Below are 19,611 nucleotides of genomic sequence, written 5' to 3' on the forward strand. Positions count from 1 at the left end.
GCGATTTTGATCATCGCGCCCAGCGCGGCCAGCTAGCCGCCGACCAGCTTCATGATGGTGACCCCGCCCTGAAAGGCCTGATCCTGTTTGTCGGCCAGCGCGTCGGTCAGCAGCCGTTGCAGCGCCGGCAGGGCGACGTGATCGGGCTGTTCCAGAATGGGGTTGATGCGGTGGCGGCGGCTGTTGCTCAGGCAGCCGTAGATCCAGCCGTCGGATGAGAGCCGCAACCGGGTGCAGGCGCGGCAGAAGGGTTCGCTTTCATTGGGGATGATGCCAAAGGTTCCGCGGCCAGGCACTTCGAAACGCACGGCGGTGGAATCGTGTGGCGCATCGGTGCGCTGGAACGGATGGCGCTTGCCGATCAGGTCGAGCAGGCTGTCCATCGAGACGAAATCGGCTGCAAAGTCGGGGCTGTTGAGCAGATGGCCCATCCGCATCAGCTCGATGTAGCGCAGTTCGATGCCCCGTTCGAGACAATAATCGAGCAGCGGCACGATCTGGTCATGGTTGCGTCGCCGCATCGGCACCATGTTGACCCGCACCGCCATGCCCGCCGCGCGCGCGGCCTCGATGCCAGCCAGCACGGCCGGCAGGTCGCCCGCTCGGCTGATGGTACGAAATGCCAATGGATCGAGGGTGTCAAGGCTGACGTTGATCCGCCGGATGCCTGCCGCCAGCAGCACGGGCAGCCGGTCGGTCAGCAGTTGGCCATTGGTGGTCAGGGAAAGATCGGTCAGACCGAGCCGGGCAATTCCCTGCAAGACCGGTTCGAGTTGTGGGGAGACCAGCGGTTCACCACCGGTGATGCGCACCGCTTCGATGCCGGTGGCGAGTTGCAGCAACCGCACGGCGCGGATGAACTGGGCCGATTCGAGCTCATCGGCGCGTTTGATCAGCCGCTTGCCATGCGGAACGCAGTAGATGCAGGTGTAGTTGCAGGCCGCCGTCAGGCTGAGCCGCAGTTTGCGAAAGCGACGCCCCTGACGGTCAACGATCATAGCCCATAGATACCCGGCACATTGCGGAAGTAGCCATGGTAGTCGAGTCCGTAGCCGAACAGATAGCGGTCTTCGGTCTCCAGACCGACGAAATCGGCCACCTGCAGACCATGTTTGCGCTGATGGCGCTTGTTGATCAGCACGGCGGTCAGCACGTCGACCGCGCCCATCTGCCGAAAATGCTCGACTGCCGCCTGCAGGGTGGTGCCTTCGTCGAGGATGTCATCGACCAGCAGCACCGTCCGCCCGGTGCAATCGATGGTCGGTCTCGCTTTCCATTGCAACAGGCCACCCTCGGTGCGGTTCTGGTAACGGCTCAGATGCAGGTAGTCGAGCTCCAGCGCGAAAGGCAACTGGGTGATCAGCTTGCCGGTCAGCACGATGCCTCCGGTCAGAACGGAGCAGACCACCGGATTGGTCGCACCGATCCGTGCAGTGATCTGCCGCGCCATCTCGACGATGGCGGCCTCCACCTCGGCAGTGCTGTACAGACACTGCGCGCTGGCGAGGATCTCTTCATAACGCTCTGCGGCATTCATGGAGTTTGAGTCTCGTGACGTGCGCTCAGGCGCCGTTGTTGATGCGCTGTTGCAATCGGAGTCGGTCCAGGGCTTCGCGTGCTGCCAGCACTCGCTGCTGCTGTTCGGCAGCAGCAGCGATGCCGGCGCGACGCAACCGTCCAAGACGTGTGGAGCCCTGGAATCGCTGCTGCTCCAGGTGCCGCAGCAGTGGATCGACCTCGTCACCGCAGTTGCAGAGCAGCAGCAGCTCGCAACCCGCCTCGAGGGCCGCGTTGGCACGACCGATCAGGTCACCCATCCCTACCGCACCCTGCATCGACAGATCATCGCTGATGATGACACCCTCGAAACCGAGCCGCTCACGCAGCAATTGCCGCAGCCAGAACGCCGAGAAGCCCGCCGGCAATGGATCGACCGCCGGATAGCGCACATGCGCCGGCATGATCGCATCCAACTGGTCGATCAGTCTGGCATAGGGGAACAGGTCCTGCCTGATGATGTCGGACAACGGCCGCTCATCTTCCGGCAGTTCGAGATGGGAGTCGGCACTGACCCAGCCATGCCCGGGAAAGTGCTTGCCCACGGCCGCCATGCCGACCTGTCGCATGCCATCGATCCAGGCGCTGGCCAGCACGGTGACCAGTTCAGGATCACGGTGATAGGCTCGACTGCCAATCACCGCACTGCGACCGTAGTCGAGATCGACCACCGGCGCAAAACTGAAATCAAACCCCAATTCCGCCAGCTCATGGCCGGTCAGAAAGGCGCTTTCACGCAACAGCAGCAGTGTCTCGGCGGGCTGCTGAAGATAGTGTCTGCCAAACCAGCCGGCGGCCGGCAGATCGGTCAGTGTGCTGCCGAACCGCTGGATGCGTCCGCCTTCCTGATCGACCGCCAGCAGCAGATCTGCACGAATCGACCGTATCTCATCAATCAATTCAACGAGTTGTGATCTGTTCACATGATTCTTGCTGAACAGGATCACACCTGCCACCTGTGGATGGCGCAGCCGCTCTCGCTCACGGTCGCTCAACACGGAACCGGCCACATCGAGCATCACCGGGCCCAATGCCGCAGAATGGTTGTCAGAACTGTTGGGCAAACTGCTACTCCTCGATCAAAACCCGGCTCCCCACCGCCACCTGCTCATAGACCCAGAGCAACTCACTGTTGCGCATGCGAATGCAGCCGTGCGAACGGGCGACGCCCATCGGCTCGCTGTCTGGGGTGCCATGGATATAGATGTAACGGCGCGCGCTGTCGACATTGCCGAAACGGTTGCGGCCTGGCTCGCAGCCACACAGCCAGAGGATGCGGCTCAGTATCCAGTCGCGCTCAGGAAAACGGGCCGCCAGCTTTGGTGTGTAAATCTCGCCAGTATACCGGCGACCGACAAACACGCCACCCACCGGCACGCCAGTACCGATCTTGGCACGGATGCGGTGCAACCCGCGTGGCGTCTTCTGGCTGTTGACCAGTTCACCCGCGCCACGCGCACTCGATGAGATGGCGAAGCTGCGCTGCACACCGCCATGCTCATCGAGCAGATCGAGCAGCTGCCGTGACAGCGAGACATGAAGAAACATGGTGAAATCGGACTCATCCCGCGGCTGACAGCGACATCGATTGTCAGAAGTAGCGGATCAATTGCAACTGGACGAAATCATCCTTCTGCCAGTAACCGAGCTTGTTGTCAAAATCGGGCTGTGCAGCCTGGGTCAGAATCGAAGTCAGATCGGTGGGCGGCAGATGACCACCGGCAAAGATGCGGCTCTCGAAGGCCAGCTTCCACTGATCGCTCAACCGATGGCTGCCCTCGAACCAGTAGACCTGCTCCCTGCTGTCCGAATCCACCACGACGCCGGCCAGCAGCTGCGATTCACCCAGGTTGTTGAAGGCCCAGCGGATACCCAGGAACAGATCATGCTCGAGCACGCCGGGTGGTGCCTGGTCACCCCGCTCGTCCCAGTCGTACTCGACGATCCAGCCCAGATCGATGCGGCTCCCGGCAATACCGGTCTGGGTGTATTCGAAACCGAATCCTGAAGCGGCATATCGATCACCACCATAACCGCTGCGCGAAATGGCCTCCAGCTTCCAGGCCCAGCCTCCCTGGATGTATTGCAGTTCAAGGCCGGTCTGATCGATGGTCGGATAGAGTGGAATCAGTCGCCCGGTCGGGATGGGTGAGGCGCCCAGGTATTCAAGCTGAAAGAGTGGTTCCCGGCTGGTGCCCGAAAAGTGGGAGAGCGCGAAGTTCCAGTTCTCCAGATTGTGCGCCCAGCGGATGGCCACATCGACATGACGGCGACCATCACTGGCCTCGAACCGGCTGCTGTCATCGGCAACCACCAAGGGTCCGCCCAGACGGCCGTCGATCCCCGGGAAGGTCCGATCGCGAAAGAAGCTCATCAGGTAGAGATCGAGGGTGCCAAAGCGGCCTTCGGTCGAGATGTTGAGCATCGGCTGTCCAAGTTTCTCCTCGCCATCGATCGCCAGCACCGCATCGGTCTGATTGATGATGTCGACCAGATGCTGTGACTCGATGACACCCCAGAAAACCCGGCGCAACCCGCCGCGGAACTCCCAGCCATCACCGACATGCAGCCAGGTCAACTCACGGAAATCCCAATGGCTGCGCTCGGCATCACGCTGATCCTGCAACAGGAAGGGCACGACCGTGATGCTGTCCTTGCCGTCATTCCAGTCGTTGAAATATTGCCAGCGCGTCCAGATCGCGCCATCCAGTTGCTCCTGTCCACGGGGACCGCGGTCGGCGAAGAGTCGGCCCTCGAGCGCCAGCTCGCCATCGAGCTCATACGCCGATGCCGACCCTGTCCACAGCAGTGTGGCCAGAAGCGCGCTGCCCAACTTTTTCATCATCAACGCGCCCGCTGCAAGCTGTTCTGTGAAAACTCATCGTCGCTCAACCCCTGCGAGAAGCGGTAATCGGCCGCCTTCAGCGAGGTGCTTCGACCATTTTGATGATTGACCATTTCGCTGAGATCGGCACGCCAGTACTTACCGTTATATTGCTGATAGCCGCTGACGCTGAGCGTTTTCAGCAATGTCTGCTTGCGGTCGTAGTAGTCGACCTTGTGGATCCGGTAATGCGCCTGATCGATCCACACCAGTTCGCGGCTGTAACCGGAGTTGCTGTCGAGCGGATAGCGTTCCATGACAAAACAGTCGATGCCATTGAAGGGTTCATCGCGCAGATAACGGTAGCGGTATTTCTCGACCTCCTGGTCGGAAAAATCCTCGAAGGCGAATTCACTGCCGACGAAGGGTCCCGATTTGTTGTCGGAGGCGATCTTCTTGACCCGCTTGAGCGCCGGAAGGTAGAGCCACTGCTCGTCGGACCTGGTGCGGTAGCTGTAGGTCAGCAGCGCGGTGCCCTTCTGATCCTTGGGCGAGTTGAAAACGATCAGTGACCGGTCACCCTCTTCGACAGCGGGCTGCCCCTCCTTGACCTTGACGGTGAGGGCACGGCTCGCCGTTTCACCCTCCTTGCTGCGCAGGATCATCTCCATCGAGGTTGAGCTGTCGCCCCAGCCCTGGTCGCGCCGATCCGCCTCCCTGGCGATCTCAAGACCCCGCTGTTCGGCGGCATCCAGCGCCTGCACAACAGCCGTCCACGGCAGAAGCAGCGCGGACAAACCAAGCGATAACAGATAATTTTTTATCATTATCAAGCCCTTGAGCCGATCTAACGAAAAATTCCAATGCTGGCGTCGAAACGCTCTTTGATAATAGTAGCCACTGCAAGGAATCTTGCGACAACCTCAGCTTCAGTCGTCGACCTCGTCATCCACCGCTTCACCGTCGACTTCGCCCTCACTGTTCGGTGGCTTTGCGCCAAGACGCTTCCACTCGTTGACGATGAAACAGAAGAGTTCGGCAGTCTTGAAGGTGTCGTAACGCGCTGAGTGAGCCTGGTCATTGTCAAATTCGAGGTTGGCGCAGCGGCAGGCGCGTGCCAGTACGGTCTGGCCAAAGGCCAGACCCGCCAGGGTCGCCGTATCGAAACTCGAAAATGGATGAAACGGGTTGCGCTTGATCCGACAACGCGCCACCGCCGCATTGAGAAATCCATGATCAAAGCTGGCATTGTGTCCAACCAGGATGGCCTTGGTGCAGTGGTTGGCCTTGATCGCTTTTCGCACATGCTGAAACAGGTCGGTCAGCACCTCGTCTTCAGATTTTGCCAAACGAAACGGGTGGTAGGGATCGATCTTGTTGAAGGCCAGAGCCGCAGGTTCCATGTTGCTGCCGGCAAAGGGGGCAACGCGATAGAAATGCGTCTGCTCGCAATGAAGATAGCCCTCTTCATCCATTCTGAGCAGGGTCGCGGCAATTTCGAGCAGCGCATCGGTGCGGGCATTGAATCCACCAGTCTCGACGTCCACCACCACCGGCAGAAAGCCACGAAAACGGTTGCCAATCGGCCAGAATCCAGCGCTTCGCTCCGCCGACGTCGACGAATCGTTCATTGGGGATGCATCCGGATTGGCTCAAGGAGATGAGTGACGTGGTCCAACGGTCTGCCTGGCCATCCGTGCTGTATGTTGACGGGACTCTGCGCAGACACGGGGGGGCGTCGCTGGAATGCCGGCTCCACACCCCGTGAGAACTGCTCGGTATCAAACTGCATCACTGCCGCTGGTCACTTCACGGTCAACCGGGCGGCGTTCTGCTTCAGCGTGGCAGGCCCAATGCCCGGCACCTTCTCGAACTCCTCGATCGACTTGAACTTGCCGTTCTTGTTGCGGTACTCAATGATCGCCTTGGCCTTGGCAGGCCCGACGCCATCGAGCGTTGACAGGGTGGCCTCATCGGCACTGTTGATGTCGATCTTCGCCACTTCCGACCACGCCAACGACGATGCCAGACCACCTCCCAACGCCAACATGAAAGCCAGAAGGAATTGCAAGAAACGCAGTTTTATCACTCGACTGTTCATATCGATTCTCCAAGCGGTTGATTTGACGAAAGCACGCAAAACGTGCTTCGGCAGGATATATCAGGGCTCGGGGCACGACAACGCCAATCCTGCACATCATTGACTGGTGAAGGCAGTTCGGGAGCCCGGAAAACAACCATCGCCGGTCACGGGAAAAGGCAATGAGAGCGCCTGACCGATCGGCGCTTCATGCACACCCTCTTTCGGCGTCATCGCTGCTGACGCAGCTCCTTCTGGATGTCGCGCACACTGCGCGGCCATGGCTGCTGCGCCCTGACCTTGGCCGGCAACTTGTCACGCGCCGCCACGGCGGCCGCCCGATCGGCGTAGACCCCCTTGACCACGGTGAACCAAGGCTTGCCATCGCGCCGGGTTTCATAGTAGTAGCAATCCTTGCAACCGAGTTCGCGATCGATGTAGTTGCGCACCTTGCTCAGATCCGAAGCGCCGAGCAGTTGCAGGGTGAACCGTTCTGGCGCCAGTGCGAGCAGTTTTTGATGCTGCTGCGCCACTTCCGGTGTCGCCAGCGTCGCCTTGGGTGCGGGCACAGCGGCCACCGCCTGCTTCGGCGGAGTGGCCGGTTTGCTCGCCTTGGCAGGCTCCTTGACTGGCGCAGGTTTGGGTTTTTCAACCGCCTTGGGCGGCTCAACTGGCGCTGGAATCACCTTCGGCTTGGGCAGTGGAGCGGGTACCGGCGCCGGTACCACGGCAGGCTGTTCGCTGGCAATTGGCGTTGACACTGGCGGCATTGAAGGCGGCAGCGTTGTTGGCGCGGGCTGAGCCTCTGATGACGGTGGCGCCGCAGGGAGCGGCACGACCGGCGCGGCAGGCTCCGTGGGCAGGGCGATGCTGAGCGATTGCTGCTCAGGAGGCGCGGACTCACGGTTGCCAAACCAGAGTACCGCCGCCAGCAGCAGACCCACTGCCACGATGGCCAGCAGATGCCAGTTCGGCAGCGAAAAGAGCGCCGCACGGCTTGGCACGGCCGCAGCAACACTTTCCTTCTGGTCGGGAAAACGCCGCAGCAGGTTGCCCGGCAACCCTTCGGCGTCAGCCCACAGCCGCCGTGCCGTCCGTGAATCCTCGATGGCGTCAGCCGATCCACCACTCTGTTGCCGACAGTGCCGCCAGAACTCGAGCGCCTCTTCGAAATCGAGGGGTCGCAGCACTGCCAGTGTCGGCCAGGCCATGCCTTCGGGCACGTTGCGCCACAGATCGATGCCCGGCAGCGACAGCAGGATCACCGAAATCAGCGGCTGGTTGTCTTCAGGGTTGAACGCCAACCTGAACAGCAGATGGTAGCTGGCCTCATCGAGTTCATGGGCATCATCGATCACGATCGCCACGGCACTGGCATCCGCTTGGGCTTCTTGCGCGATTTGCTGAATCTTCTCCAGCAGGTCAGCCTCATCCGGTTCCAGTCCCGACTCGATACCCAGCGCATCGGCAATTTCGATCAGCAGGTCGATTGATTGCGTCTGCCCGCTGGCACAGATCGACAACAGGGTCATCTCATTGCCGAACCGCTGCTGCAACTCTCCAGCCAGCGTGGTTTTTCCACTCTGCTCGCTGCCCTCGACGATCAGGATGCCATTGCCATAACGGCTCCAGTGCTCCAGTTGGGTCAGCAGTTGTTCCCGACCGGCGCCCGGAAAGAACGGTATCGACGGTGCAGCAAGCGCCTGCTCCAGCGCAGCATCATCAGTGGCACGCAGCCCAGCCAGGGCCGAGCCCGCTCTTTCGTGACCTGCATCATGTTGTGTCATTCTCGCCGCCTCTTGAGGTGGATTCTGAAGATTTCATGCCAACCATCGATAATGGAAAGCCATTATATGCTTCCAGCGATGGCAGCGGAAATTGTCTCGCGCAGCAGTCCGACTGCCGGATTGGTCAGCAGTTCGGCTGAACCGATGCCACGCATCACCACCACCCGCAGTTTTCCACCCTGTACTTTCTTGTCGATCTGCATGGCTGCCAGCAGCGCCTCGCTCTGCATGTCCGGTGTCGGATGAGATGGCAGGCCAGCACGCTGCAGCAGCCGCTTGATCCGCCCGACCTCGACCTCGTCCAACATGCCCAGCCGCCGCGAGAGATCGGCCGCCATCACCAGCCCCATCGCCACCGCCTCGCCATGCAGCCAGCGCCGATAATGTGTCACTGATTCAATGGCGTGGCCAAAGGTATGTCCCAGATTGAGCAGCGCCCGCTGCCCCTGTTCGGTCTCATCGGCCATCACGATCAGCGCCTTGGCCCGACAGGAGTGCTCGATTGCCCTGGCAACGGTATCCGGATCGCGCGCCATCAACTGCTCCATATTGGCTTCGAGCCAGCCGAAGAAATCGGCATCGCCGAGCAGTCCATACTTGATCACTTCGGCCAGCCCTGCCGAGAATTCGCGCGGCGCGAGCGTGTTCAGGGTATTGGTGTCGATGATGACGGCGCGGGGCTGATGGAAGGCGCCGATCATGTTCTTGCCTTGCGGGTGGTTGACGCCGGTCTTGCCACCCACCGAGGAGTCCACCTGCGCCAGCAGTGTGGTCGGCACCTGCACAAAATCGACACCGCGCTGATAGCAGGCGGCAGCGAATCCGGTCAGATCGCCGATCACTCCTCCGCCGAGCGCCAGCAGGGTGGTGCCCCGATCATGGTGCCCCGCAATCAGTCGATCCCAGATCTGCATCGCACTCTCGACGGTTTTGTACTGCTCACCATCCGGCAGGATGCACACCTCGGCCCGATGGTTTGCCAGCGTGGCCAAAAGGGACTGGAGATAGAGCGGCGCAATGCGATCGTTGGTGATGATCAGCACCTTTTCGCCGCGAATCGCCGTCGCAAAGAGCTCAGGCCGCGCCAGCAGGGCCGCGCCGATGTGGATGGGATAGGAACGCGCGCCAAGGTCGACAGTGAGTTGCAGCATGAATCAGATCCGGGACTTGAGTGCGCAGTCTTCATGTCCAGATGACATGTTCGACGACGATTCACCAAAACCGCTGAAAGTCCGGCATCGGCCATCCTTCAGCACCAGACCGAATGATAACCCATTGATTTGATTGATGGTGAGCCCTTTGCACCCGGGACCACCGATTCGGGCTCACCCGATGCAGGGTGGGCGTGACTTCACCGACCGCACTCAGGAACGAAATCAGGAGGCTGTCGTGGGATCGTCCCGACCCAGATGTCGCAGAATCTCCTGTACCACCAGCCGCGGCGTGCGCCGGTCGGTGGTCACCACACAGTCGGCGATCGACAGATAGAGCGGCTCACGCTCGGCAAAGAGCTGGGCCAGCCTGGCATGGGGATCGGCCTCGCGCAGCAGCGGCCGCTGGCGGTCACGGCGGGTGCGTGCATATTGCTGCTCGACCGAGGCAGCCAGGTAGACCACCGTGCCACCCTGTTTCAGCAGCGTGCGATTCTCTTCCTTCAGGATCGCGCCACCGCCGGTCGCCAGCACGATGCCCTGCTCGCAGGTCAGGTCGGCCAGTACGGCAGTTTCACGTCGACGAAAGCCCGCTTCGCCTTCGACATCGAAAATCCAGGGAATGTCAGCACCACTGCGCGCTTCGATTTCATGGTCCGAATCCTTGAACGGCAGACCGAGACGTTCCGCCAGCAGCCGGCCGATGGTGCTCTTGCCCGCCCCCATCGGCCCGATCAGAAATATGTTGCGATCCGCCCTGCTCACTGGAGGCTGCTTTTGCCCTCGCCATCCAGCCGCGGGGTGATGAAGATCAGCAGCTCCGATTTGATCTTGCCCTTGGAGGTCCGTTTGAACAGGCTGCCGACATAGGGCACATCCCCCAACAGCGGAGTCTTGGTTTCCGTGAAAGTGTCGTCCTGCGTGTAGATGCCGCCCAGCACCACCGTCTGGCCATTGTCGACCAGTACCTGGGTCTTGATGCGGGTGGTGTCGATGCTCGGAATGCCATTGGTCACGGCTCCCGGAACATCCTGATTGACCTGCAGGTCCATGATGATGCGGTTGTCCGGCGTGATCTGCGGCGTCACCTCCAGCGCCAGCACGGCCGGCTTGAACGAGGTGGAGGTGGCGCCACTGGAGGTGGCCTCCTGATAGGGGATCTCGGTGCCCTGCTCGATCTTGGCCATCTGCTTGTCGGCGGTCAGCACCTTCGGCTGGGCCAGGGTCTGGCTGTCGCCATTCTCTTCAATCGCGGTCAGGCTCAGGTTGAGGATGTTGGAGTTGTTGACAAAGCCGAGGTTGAGCGTGGTGGTTCCGGTTTTGGTGACGCCGAGGTTGACGACATCGCCACCGGTCACCGGTCCAGGGACACCGGCCCTCACGCCAGACCCGCCAATCACCATGTTGTTGCCGTCATTATCGCCATAGCGCCCCCCCCACTGGATGCCGAGATCCTTGCTGACATTGGCCCTGGCCTTGACGATGCGCGCTTCGATCAGCACCTGCCGCACCGGCACATCGAGGCGCTTCAGCAGGCTGCGCACCTCGGCCAGCACCTGATCGGTGTCCTGCACGATCAGCAGGTTGGTGCGCTTGTCGATGCTGGCGGTGCCGCGCGTCGACAGGATGCTGTTCTTGCCGGTCAGCATCGCCAGCAGGTCGGCCGCCTTGGCGTAGCGCACCTCGATGAAGTCGGTGTGCAGCGGCGCCAGCTCATTGACCTGCTTGTTGGTCTCCAGTTCAAGCTTCTCACGCGCGGCGATCTCGGCCGCCGGCGCAACCGTCAGCACGTTGCCGACCAGCCGCTTGTCGAGCCCCTTGGTCTTGAGCACCAGATCGAGCGCCTGATCCCAGGGGACATTCTTCAGTCGCAGCGTGATGCGACCGGTCACCGTATCGCTCGCCACCAGATTCAGGTTGGTGAAATCGGCGATCAACTGCAATACCGCCCGCACTTCGATGTCCTGGAAGTTCAGCGACAGCTTTTCGCCGGTGTAGGCGAACTTCTTCTTCTGCTCATCGGCCTGCTCCTGGGCCGTGAGCGGCTTGACGCTGAGGGTGAACTCGGTGTCGGCCTGGTAGGCGAGGTAGTCATAGTGACCCGTCGGCGTCACCGTCATCACCGCCTTGCCCGACTCCTCGGTGGCATCGATGCTGGTGATCGGCGTGGCAAAGTCGGTGACATCGAACCGCCGCCGCAAGGCTGGCAGCAGTCTGGTGTCGCTGAACTCGACGCGGATCTTGCCACCCTCTTCGCGAACATCGACGTTGGCACCGCTGTTCGACAGCGTCACCACCAGCTTGCCCTCACCGCTCTCGCCACGCCGAAAATCGACCTTTTCGACCTGGCTGCCACGTGCTGGCAACACCGCAGGTCGAGTCACCGCGACTGCGGCAGGCGGGGGTGCAGCCGCCACGGGTACCGCAGTCGGCGCTGCTGCCACTGGGGCAGCCACCGGCGCAGGCGTAGCGGCCGTCACGGCAGCAGCCTGCTTTTCACCCAGGACCACCCGCAATGTATTGCCATCGACCTGCGTGCTGTAGGGCGCAAGATCGACCAGATTGATGATCATGCGGGTGCGGTCCTTGCTCTCCACCACGGTGACGCTGCGGGCATTGCGGTGGTCGAGCGAATAGCTCTTTTTGCCCAGCGCACTCTTCACCCCGACCAGGTCGATGGCGATGCGTGCCGGCTGTTCGATGCTGTAGCTTTGAGGCTGGGGCGGAGCGCCGTCGAAATCGAGCCTGATCTCGAAACGGTCATTCGGCAGGGATGCAAACTCGACCCCCTGCAGTGCCGCCCCCTGGACGCCCAATGCAAACAGCAGCCCCCACAGCGCAACGAACCGCGACGCGATCCAGCGGCCATCTTGCAATGCTTTTTTTGTTGCCCGCATCAACGTCATGAATCTTCTCTCCATCAATATCCAATCGGGGCCGACTATTCCTTCATGTCCAGGGTGCGTGGACGCTCCACCCAGCCACCCTGTCCATCCGGAACGATCTCGACCACATCAATCTTGTTCTCGTGAACCGCCACCACACGACCATGATTGCGCCCCAGATGGTTGCCCTGGGTCACCCGGTGTATGCCGCCACTGCCATCACTCAACAGCGCCCAGATCTGGTCGGTTTTGGCAATGGTGCCCACCATCACCAAGGCATCGATGTTGAAGCCTTCAAGGAATTCCTTGGCTCGATTGGTGTCTGGCGCCACCTTCTCTCCCTCCATCCGGCGCTGGATGGCCTGGATTTCGATCGGTCGATCAAAGGGGCTGCGCATTCCCGCCGCCGAGTAGGCAAAGGATTCATAAGGCTTGAATTTCGGCAGTGGTTCGATCGTCCCCTTGGGCTTGGCCCTGACCTCTTCCACATAGGCCTTCAGATCGGCAAACGGATCTTCCTGACCACAGCCCTGCAACAGGAGGCACAGCAATACCAATCCCCATCTCGTCGATGCCCGAATCATTGTGCTGCCCCATCCTTGTAACGATAGGTCTTGGCGATGATACGCGCCGTCAACAGACCGGAATTGCTGTCGGGTCTGAGGCTGAAATCATGCAGAGTCACGATGCGCGGCAATGCGGCCACACCACTGACGAAGCTGCCCAGATCGTGATAGCTGCCGGTGACAACGATCTCGATCGGCAGTTCGATGTAGATTTCTCGCTTGACCTCGGGCAGCAGGCGAATACTCTGGAACTCCAGTCCGGAACCGAGCCCGGTGTGGGTGATGTCCTCGAGCAGCCCAGGCACCTCGGTATCCTTGGGCAACTGCTGAAGCAGGGTCCCGAATGACTCCTCCATCTCCTTCATCTGCTGGCGGTACTGTTCGAGGTTGGCGGCCTGAAACGACTTGGCCGAGAAGCTCTCCTTCAACTGCTGCTCCTGGCGCGCCGCAGTCTCCAGCTCAAGCTCCATCTCCTTGAGATAGAACCAGTATCCTGATCCAAGCAGTGCTGCAAACAGCAGCAGCGCCAGAAGGACCTTGATCGGCATCGGCCAGGAGCCGATGTTGTCGAGATCGAGGTCGTTCAGATCGATCTTGCTGAAATCGATCTTTCCAAGGTTTTTGATTCGATCAAGAATGGCCACGAAACACCCTATTGCTTCTTCGCTTCGCCAGCGTCTGGATTCTTCTGCTGCACAAGCAGGTTGAAGCTGTTGGCCTGTTCACCGAATTCGGGAAATGCCTTGACGCCAAGCAGATTCGGATTGGCAAACCACTCGGAACGGTCGAAGTTGCGCATCAACGCCGAGACCCGATTGTTCGACTTGGCAACACCCTGAATGGTGATCTGCTCACCCTGTTTATCGAGCGAAGTGTAGTAGACGCCATCAGGCAATGTTCTGACCAATTCATCGACCAGCCGCACGATCACCGGCCGGTTGCCCTGCAGCGACTGGATCACTTTCATCCGGTCGATCAGCTCGTCCCGGCGTTTTCTCAACCCCAGAATCTCCTTGATCTGCGCATCGAGCTGCGCGATCTCACGCTGCATGAACTGATTGCGCGCCTGCTGATTCTCGATCTCTCCCTGGATGTAGCGACTGCCCCCCAGCACCAGCAGCACCGCGACCAGCGCGGTCACGGTCAGCGCGATCATATAGCGTTTTTTACGCTCGGCACGCAGCGCTTCCCGCCATGGCAACAGGTTGATCTTGGCCATCAGTCGAAGCTCCTCAACGCCAGACCGCAGGCAATCATCAAGGCGGGCGCGTCATTGGTCAGCGCGGCGGCATTGACCTTGGGGGCAATGGTCATCCCGAGAAAAGGGTTGGCCAGAAAAGTGGGAACACCGATTCGCTGTTGCAGAAGCTCTGTCATGCCGGAGATCGAAGAGGTTCCACCTGCCAGAATCAGGCAATCGATGTCATTGTGCTGGCTCGATGCATAGAAGAATTGCAATGAGCGCGCCACCTGCTGCACGGCCGCCTCACGAAAGGGTGCCAGCACTTCATCTTCATATTCATCAGGCAATCCGCCCTGCTTCTTGCCCAGTCCTGCTTCCTCTTCGGAAAGTCCATAGCGCCGACGGATTTCGTCAGTCAGCTGTTTGCCGCCAAAGAGCTGTTCGCGGGTGTAGATGGTCTTGCCTTCGACCAGCACGCTGAGCGTGGTCATGGTGGCGCCAATGTCGACGATGGCCACGACCCGGGCATCAGGGTCGATCTGATCCTTGACCAGCAAAAAGGCACGCTCTATCGCATAGGCTTCGACATCGACGATGCGGGGCGTCAGTCCGGCAATGGCCAGAACGGCTTCACGCGCTTCCACTGTTTCATGACGACAGGCGGCCAGCAGCACCTGCACCTTTCTGGCGTCGCTCTCACTGGGCCCCTGCACTTCGAAATCGATGGCCACCTCTTCGAGCGGATAGGGAATGTACTGGTCTGCTTCGAGCGATATCTGGGTCTCGCGCTCGTCGTCGGTCAGATCGGCATCCATTTCGATCGTCTTGGTGATGACCGCCGATCCAGCCACTGCCACCACGCCATCACGCGCCTTGGTCTTGGCACGGGACACCACCCTGCCGATGGCCTGCCCCACCGCCTCGACATCGGCGATGCTCTTCTCGACCACCGCGCTGGGCGGCAATGGCTCGACCGCATAGCTCTCGACCCGATAGCTGTCACTGGAGCAGCTCAGTTCGATCAGTTTGACCGCCGTGGTGCTGATGTCGATCCCGAGCAGGGGCGTTTGCTTCTTTTTGAACAGACCAAACACGTCAGAATGATTCCTTGCTTGCGCACGCCGGAGATATATCTCGACCCTTCACATTAAATACCACCTGCAACCCAACAGGCAAACAGGATTTTCAGCAGACATCTCCTGCTTCCGGAGCGATGCGGACCATTTCACATCCCGCACCCCTTGGCCCATGCGTTAGAATGCAGAACTGTGACAGGCACCGAAAATCCAATCTTTTTCAATAGTAGTCCTTGCCGATCAGTTTGCCAGTCACTCCACCACTCTTCACACCACGCCCGCTCTTCATGCTGCAATTGATACGAATCACGCTTGCCACGCTCTGCCTCTTCACGCTGGCACTGTTCGGACTCTACCTCTACACCGTACCGCGACTGCCTGACGTGGAGCTGCTGCGAGAGGTGGAGCTGGAAACCCCGCTGCTGATCTACTCGAAAGAGGGGCTGCTGATCGGAGAATTTGGCGAGCAACGGCGCTCGCCACTGACCTACGAGGAGATTCCGCAACGGTTCATCCAGGCCATTCTGGCCGCCGAGGATGACCAGTTCTTTTCACATCCCGGCATCAATCCCGGCAGCCTGCTGCGTGCCGCGCTGGAGCTGATCCAAAGCGGCCGCATCAAAAGCGGTGGCAGCACCATCACCATGCAGGTGGCGAAGAACTATTTTCTGTCTCAGGAGCGGACCTTCGACCGCAAGCTGAAGGAGATCCTGCTGGCGATCAAGATCGAACGCGAACTCTCCAAGCAGGAGATTCTCGCGCTCTACGTCAACAAGATCTATCTCGGCAACCGCGCCTACGGCATTCAGGCCGCCGCCGAAGTCTACTATGGCAAGAAGATCGACGCCCTCGACCTGAGCGAAATCGCCATGATCGCCGCATTGCCGAAGGCCCCGTCTCGGTTCAACCCGATCGCCGACCCCGAGCGGGCCGGATTGCGTCGCAACTGGATTCTCGGCCGCATGCTCTCACTGGGGTACATCGATCAGGCCGAGCATGACGCAGCCATCACCGTTCCGCCCGCCACGCGCTATCACGGCCCGCAACGCGACCTGCAGGCCGAGCATGTGGCCGAAATGGCACGCCAGGAGATTCTGGCCCGTTATGGCAGCAAGGCCTACAGCAGTGGCCTGCAGGTCATCACCACCCTCGATGCCCGGCTGCAGCAGAGCGCCAACCAGGCCACGCTCTCCGGCGTGCTCAAGTATGACCGGCGTCATGGCTATCGCGGCAGCGAAGGACAGATCGACCTGAAGGAGGTGACCAGCCGCGACGCGCGACTGGCCAGGATCATGGCGCTGCCCGCCTTCAGCGGCCTGCAGCGCGCACTGATCACCCGCATCGATGGCAAGCAGATCGACATCCTGCTCGAAAATGGCGAGGAGTTGACCCTGCCTTGGGACAAGCTGCTGGGCTGGAGCGGGCGCAAGACCAGTCAGGTCGCCCTGCCACGCAACCCCAAACCCGGGAAACAGCCTTTTTCTCCCGGTGATCTGATCCGGCTGTTCAGGGAGCAGGATGGCAGCTGGATTCTGGCCCAGCCGCCCCAAGTCCAGACCGCACTGCTCTGCGTCGATGCCAACAGTGGCGCCATCCAGGCACTGGTGGGCGGACTCAATGCCGAGAGCAACCATTTCAACCGCGTCACCCAGGGCGAGCGACAGCCAGGCTCCAGCTTCAAGCCCTTCATCTACAGCGCCGCGCTCGAAAATGGCTTTACCGCGGCCAGCATCATTGACGATGCCCCACTGGTGTTTCAGACCTCTCCCTTCGAGCCGGAGTGGCGCCCCGAAAATGCGGGCGGGGATTTCAGCGGCCCGATTCGCCTGCGCCAGGCGCTCTACCTCTCCAAGAATCTGGTCTCGATCCGCCTGCTGCAAGCGATTGGGCCCGACAAGGCAATCAGCTACGCACAGCAGTTCGGCTTTGCCAAGGAGCGGCTGCCACGCGATCTGACACTGGCGCTGGGCACCGGCACGGTCACGCCGCTCGAGATGACCCGCGGCTACACTGTGCTCGCCAATGGCGGCTTCAAGGTGGAACCCTACCTGATCGAGGCGGTCTACGACCGCTACGGACAGGAGCTGTACCGCGCCAACCCTGCCCGGGTCTGCCATGAGTGCGACACCGAAAATCCCGCTCCGGAACACCCGGCCGCAATCGATGGGAGCGCCGCCTCGAAAAGCGCGCCACGGGTCATGGATGCGCGTACCCAATACCTGATCAACGACATGCTCAAGGATGTGATCACCAAGGGCACCGGTCGGGCTGCCTTGGCTCTCAACCGCCACGACATCGCCGGCAAGACCGGCACCACCAACGAAGGCAAGGATGCTTGGTTCGCCGGCTTCAACCCCAATCTGGTGACCACGGTGTGGGTGGGCTACGACCAGCCCCGCAGCCTCGGCGAATATGAGTTCGGCGGCACTGCCGCCCTGCCGATCTGGATCGATTTCATGCGCACTGCGCTCGATGGCGTCGACGAAGTGCAGCTGCCGCAACCACCCGGGATCGTCGCAGTGCGCATCGACCCGGTGACTGGAGAGCGTGCCGGTCCGGACATGAGCCACGCCATCTTCGAACTGTTCAAGGCCGAAGAGCTGCCGCAGCAGGAGACACGCTCCCCACCGTCAAGCTCGCCGGAAGGCGCGGCTCCGAGCCCCACCGACAGCCGCGAACTGTTCTGAACAATGCAGTACGCCAGATCGATGCCGCCTCACCCATCAGCCGGTGCGACCACCGCCAAAAACCTCATCGGTCGATGTGAGCGGGTAGTGCGCTGGATAGGATTTTTGCGCGACACCCGAGTCGACCGCGGCACGCGCCACCGCGGCTGAGACCTGTCCGAGAAGCCGTGGATCCATCGGCTTCGGAATGATGTATTCGGGGCCAAAGCTCAACCGCCGCCCCTCATAGGCATCCATCACCTCCTGCGGCACCGGCGCCTTGGCCAGCTCCCGCAAGGCATGTACCGCCGCGATCTTCATCGGCTCGTTGATGACCCGCGCGCGCACATCGAGCGCACCGCGAAAGATGAACGGAAAGCCCAGCACATTGTTCACCTGATTGGGATAATCGGATCGGCCGGTTGCCATGATCAGGTCATCTCGTGCTGCATGAGCCATCTGCCAGCTGATCTCCGGATCGGGATTGGAGCAGGCAAACACCACCGGACGCGGCGCCATCATCTTCAGCGCCTGCGCCGGAAACAGGTTCGGTCCCGACAGCCCGATGAAGACGTCGGCACCCGCACAGGCATCGGCCAGACTGCGCTTGTCGGTTTCCCGCGCAAAAGCCGCCTTGTATTGATTGAGATCGTCACGGTCTGCATGGATCACGCCCTTGCGGTCGAGCATGAAGATGCGCTCCGGGTCGGCACCCAGACTGATCAGCAACCGCATGCCGGCAATCGCCGCCGCACCGGCGCCAAGGCAGACGATGGTCGCCTCTTCGAGCCGCTTCCCTTGCAACTCCAGCGCATTGAGCAGTCCGGCCGCGGTCACGATCGCCGTGCCATGCTGGTCATCATGAAACACCGGAATCGCACACTGCTCGATCAAAACCCGCTCGATCTCGAAGCACTCCGGGGCCTTGATGTCTTCCAGGTTGATGCCGCCGAAGGTCTCGGCAATTCGCACCACCGTGTCGATGAAGGCTTGCGGCGTTTCGGCATCGACTTCGATGTCGAACACATCGATGCCGGCAAACCGCTTGAACAGCACCCCCTTGCCCTCCATCACCGGCTTGCTGGCCAGTGGTCCCAGATTGCCCAAGCCCAGGATGGCGGAACCGTTGGAGATCACACCGACCAGATTGCCCTTGGCGGTGTAGCGGTAGGCACTTTCGGGATCATTGGCAATCTCTCGCACCGGTTCGGCCACGCCGGGGCTGTAGGCCAGCGCCAGATCACGCGCTGTACCGGTCGGTTTGGTGACAGAGATCTCCAGTTTTCCGGGCCTGGGCAGCTCATGGTATTCCAGAGCGGTCTGTTTCAGGCTGTCAGACATGCCAAATCCTCCAAGACTGGTCGGTTGAACAGGTGTTTCTGCCAGAATAGCGCAAGACATCGGTTTCAAACAGACCAGATTAGAAGCAATTTTCTGGAAAATTTGCTATTGGCGACCGACAAACAGCTCTGTTCACATCAGGCATGTCTGATAAGCTGCCATCCGGCAGCCTCAGTCGATTTCAGAGGAAGACAAAAAAGGCCCATGCCAGCCCTGTTCGGGCTGGCATGGGCCTGATGACGACAGCGGCGCTGTACCGCTGAGGTTTACTCGGTCGAAGCTGCCACGCTGGGACGGCCAAACCGCTTGCGGAAACGCTCGACCCGGCCACCAGTGTCAAGAACCTTCTGCTTGCCGGTATAGAACGGATGGCAGTTGGAGCAGACCTCGATGTTCATGTCACGTCCCAACGTCGAACGGGTCTCGATCGTTGCCCCACAGCGGCAGGAAGCGACCATTTTGGTGTATTTAGGGTGAATGTCAGATTTCATTGCT

General features: G+C 60.6%; 19 protein-coding genes. 1 reads left to right on the top strand and 18 read right to left on the bottom strand.

Translation table 11 applies throughout. The annotated features are described in order from the left end of the window. Positions 1-32: 32 nt before the first annotated feature. The 16 genes from H7A13_07285 to H7A13_07360 form a co-directional block, all read right to left on the bottom strand. Positions 33-998, bottom strand: a complete 966-nt coding sequence (locus H7A13_07285; GenBank protein MCP5333145.1) for a radical SAM protein — start codon at positions 996-998, stop codon at positions 33-35. Next, positions 995-1,537 carry a hypoxanthine-guanine phosphoribosyltransferase gene (locus H7A13_07290; GenBank protein MCP5333146.1) on the bottom strand — a complete coding sequence of 181 codons (543 nt, stop codon included), beginning with the start codon at positions 1,535-1,537 and terminating at the stop codon, positions 995-997. Before H7A13_07290 ends, H7A13_07285 begins: the two co-directional genes overlap by 4 nt. Positions 1,538-1,562: 25 nt before the next feature. Then, positions 1,563-2,576 (bottom strand): beta-N-acetylhexosaminidase, encoded by a 1,014-nt coding sequence (gene nagZ / locus H7A13_07295; protein ID MCP5333147.1) that lies wholly within the window; start codon positions 2,574-2,576, stop codon positions 1,563-1,565. A 49-nt stretch (positions 2,577-2,625) separates the two neighbouring features. Next, positions 2,626-3,105 (bottom strand): L,D-transpeptidase, encoded by a 480-nt coding sequence (locus tag H7A13_07300; protein MCP5333148.1) that lies wholly within the window; start codon positions 3,103-3,105, stop codon positions 2,626-2,628. A gap of 43 nt (positions 3,106-3,148) precedes the next feature. Beyond that, complete coding sequence (locus H7A13_07305) at positions 3,149-4,399, bottom strand: hypothetical protein (protein MCP5333149.1); 1,251 nt, start codon at positions 4,397-4,399, stop codon at positions 3,149-3,151. A 2-nt stretch (positions 4,400-4,401) separates the two neighbouring features. After that, entirely contained in the window at positions 4,402-5,208 is an 807-nt protein-coding gene (locus tag H7A13_07310; protein MCP5333150.1) for an outer membrane lipoprotein-sorting protein, read from the bottom strand. A 102-nt stretch (positions 5,209-5,310) separates the two neighbouring features. Beyond that, on the bottom strand, positions 5,311-6,012 hold the full coding sequence (gene rnt / locus H7A13_07315) for a ribonuclease T (protein MCP5333151.1): 702 nt from the start codon (positions 6,010-6,012) through the stop codon (positions 5,311-5,313). Between the two features lie 173 nt (positions 6,013-6,185). Continuing rightward, entirely contained in the window at positions 6,186-6,482 is a 297-nt protein-coding gene (locus tag H7A13_07320) for a helix-hairpin-helix domain-containing protein (GenBank protein MCP5333152.1), read from the bottom strand. Positions 6,483-6,691: 209 nt separating this feature from the next. After that, positions 6,692-8,248: an AAA family ATPase gene (locus tag H7A13_07325; GenBank protein MCP5333153.1), complete on the bottom strand. Its 1,557-nt coding sequence runs from the start codon at positions 8,246-8,248 to the stop codon at positions 6,692-6,694. Between the two features lie 62 nt (positions 8,249-8,310). Beyond that, positions 8,311-9,399: a 3-dehydroquinate synthase gene (aroB, locus tag H7A13_07330; protein MCP5333154.1), complete on the bottom strand. Its 1,089-nt coding sequence runs from the start codon at positions 9,397-9,399 to the stop codon at positions 8,311-8,313. Between the two features lie 225 nt (positions 9,400-9,624). After that, complete coding sequence (gene aroK / locus H7A13_07335) at positions 9,625-10,125, bottom strand: shikimate kinase AroK (GenBank protein MCP5333155.1); 501 nt, start codon at positions 10,123-10,125, stop codon at positions 9,625-9,627. Between the two features lie 35 nt (positions 10,126-10,160). Next, on the bottom strand, positions 10,161-12,296 hold the full coding sequence (locus H7A13_07340; protein MCP5333156.1) for a type IV pilus secretin PilQ: 2,136 nt from the start codon (positions 12,294-12,296) through the stop codon (positions 10,161-10,163). A 44-nt stretch (positions 12,297-12,340) separates the two neighbouring features. Further along, positions 12,341-12,868, bottom strand: a complete 528-nt coding sequence (locus tag H7A13_07345; GenBank protein MCP5333157.1) for a pilus assembly protein PilP — start codon at positions 12,866-12,868, stop codon at positions 12,341-12,343. After that, the gene (locus H7A13_07350) at positions 12,865-13,398 is read right to left on the bottom strand and encodes a type 4a pilus biogenesis protein PilO (GenBank protein ID MCP5333158.1); all 534 of its coding nucleotides are present in this window, start codon (positions 13,396-13,398) and stop codon (positions 12,865-12,867) included. The genes H7A13_07345 and H7A13_07350 overlap by 4 nt, the downstream gene beginning before the upstream one ends. A gap of 104 nt (positions 13,399-13,502) precedes the next feature. Then, positions 13,503-14,069 (bottom strand): PilN domain-containing protein, encoded by a 567-nt coding sequence (locus H7A13_07355; protein MCP5333159.1) that lies wholly within the window; start codon positions 14,067-14,069, stop codon positions 13,503-13,505. Further along, entirely contained in the window at positions 14,069-15,127 is a 1,059-nt protein-coding gene (locus tag H7A13_07360) for a pilus assembly protein PilM (GenBank protein MCP5333160.1), read from the bottom strand. Before H7A13_07360 ends, H7A13_07355 begins: the two co-directional genes overlap by 1 nt. A 269-nt stretch (positions 15,128-15,396) precedes the next feature. Between H7A13_07360 and H7A13_07365 the strand changes: the two genes are divergently transcribed. Beyond that, positions 15,397-17,796 (top strand): penicillin-binding protein 1A, encoded by a 2,400-nt coding sequence (locus H7A13_07365; GenBank protein ID MCP5333161.1) that lies wholly within the window; start codon positions 15,397-15,399, stop codon positions 17,794-17,796. A gap of 36 nt (positions 17,797-17,832) precedes the next feature. On the opposite strand, the gene H7A13_07370 is transcribed toward H7A13_07365, so the two are convergent. Together H7A13_07370 and rpmE are read right to left on the bottom strand one after the other, a co-directional pair. Beyond that, positions 17,833-19,116, bottom strand: a complete 1,284-nt coding sequence (locus tag H7A13_07370; protein MCP5333162.1) for a malate dehydrogenase — start codon at positions 19,114-19,116, stop codon at positions 17,833-17,835. Between the two features lie 266 nt (positions 19,117-19,382). Continuing rightward, on the bottom strand, positions 19,383-19,607 hold the full coding sequence (gene rpmE / locus H7A13_07375; protein MCP5333163.1) for a 50S ribosomal protein L31: 225 nt from the start codon (positions 19,605-19,607) through the stop codon (positions 19,383-19,385). Positions 19,608-19,611 lie beyond the last annotated feature (4 nt).

Source organism: Pseudomonadales bacterium, from assembly GCA_024234215.1.
In the GTDB taxonomy this organism is placed as follows: Bacteria; Pseudomonadota; Gammaproteobacteria; order Pseudomonadales; family UBA5862; genus JACKOQ01.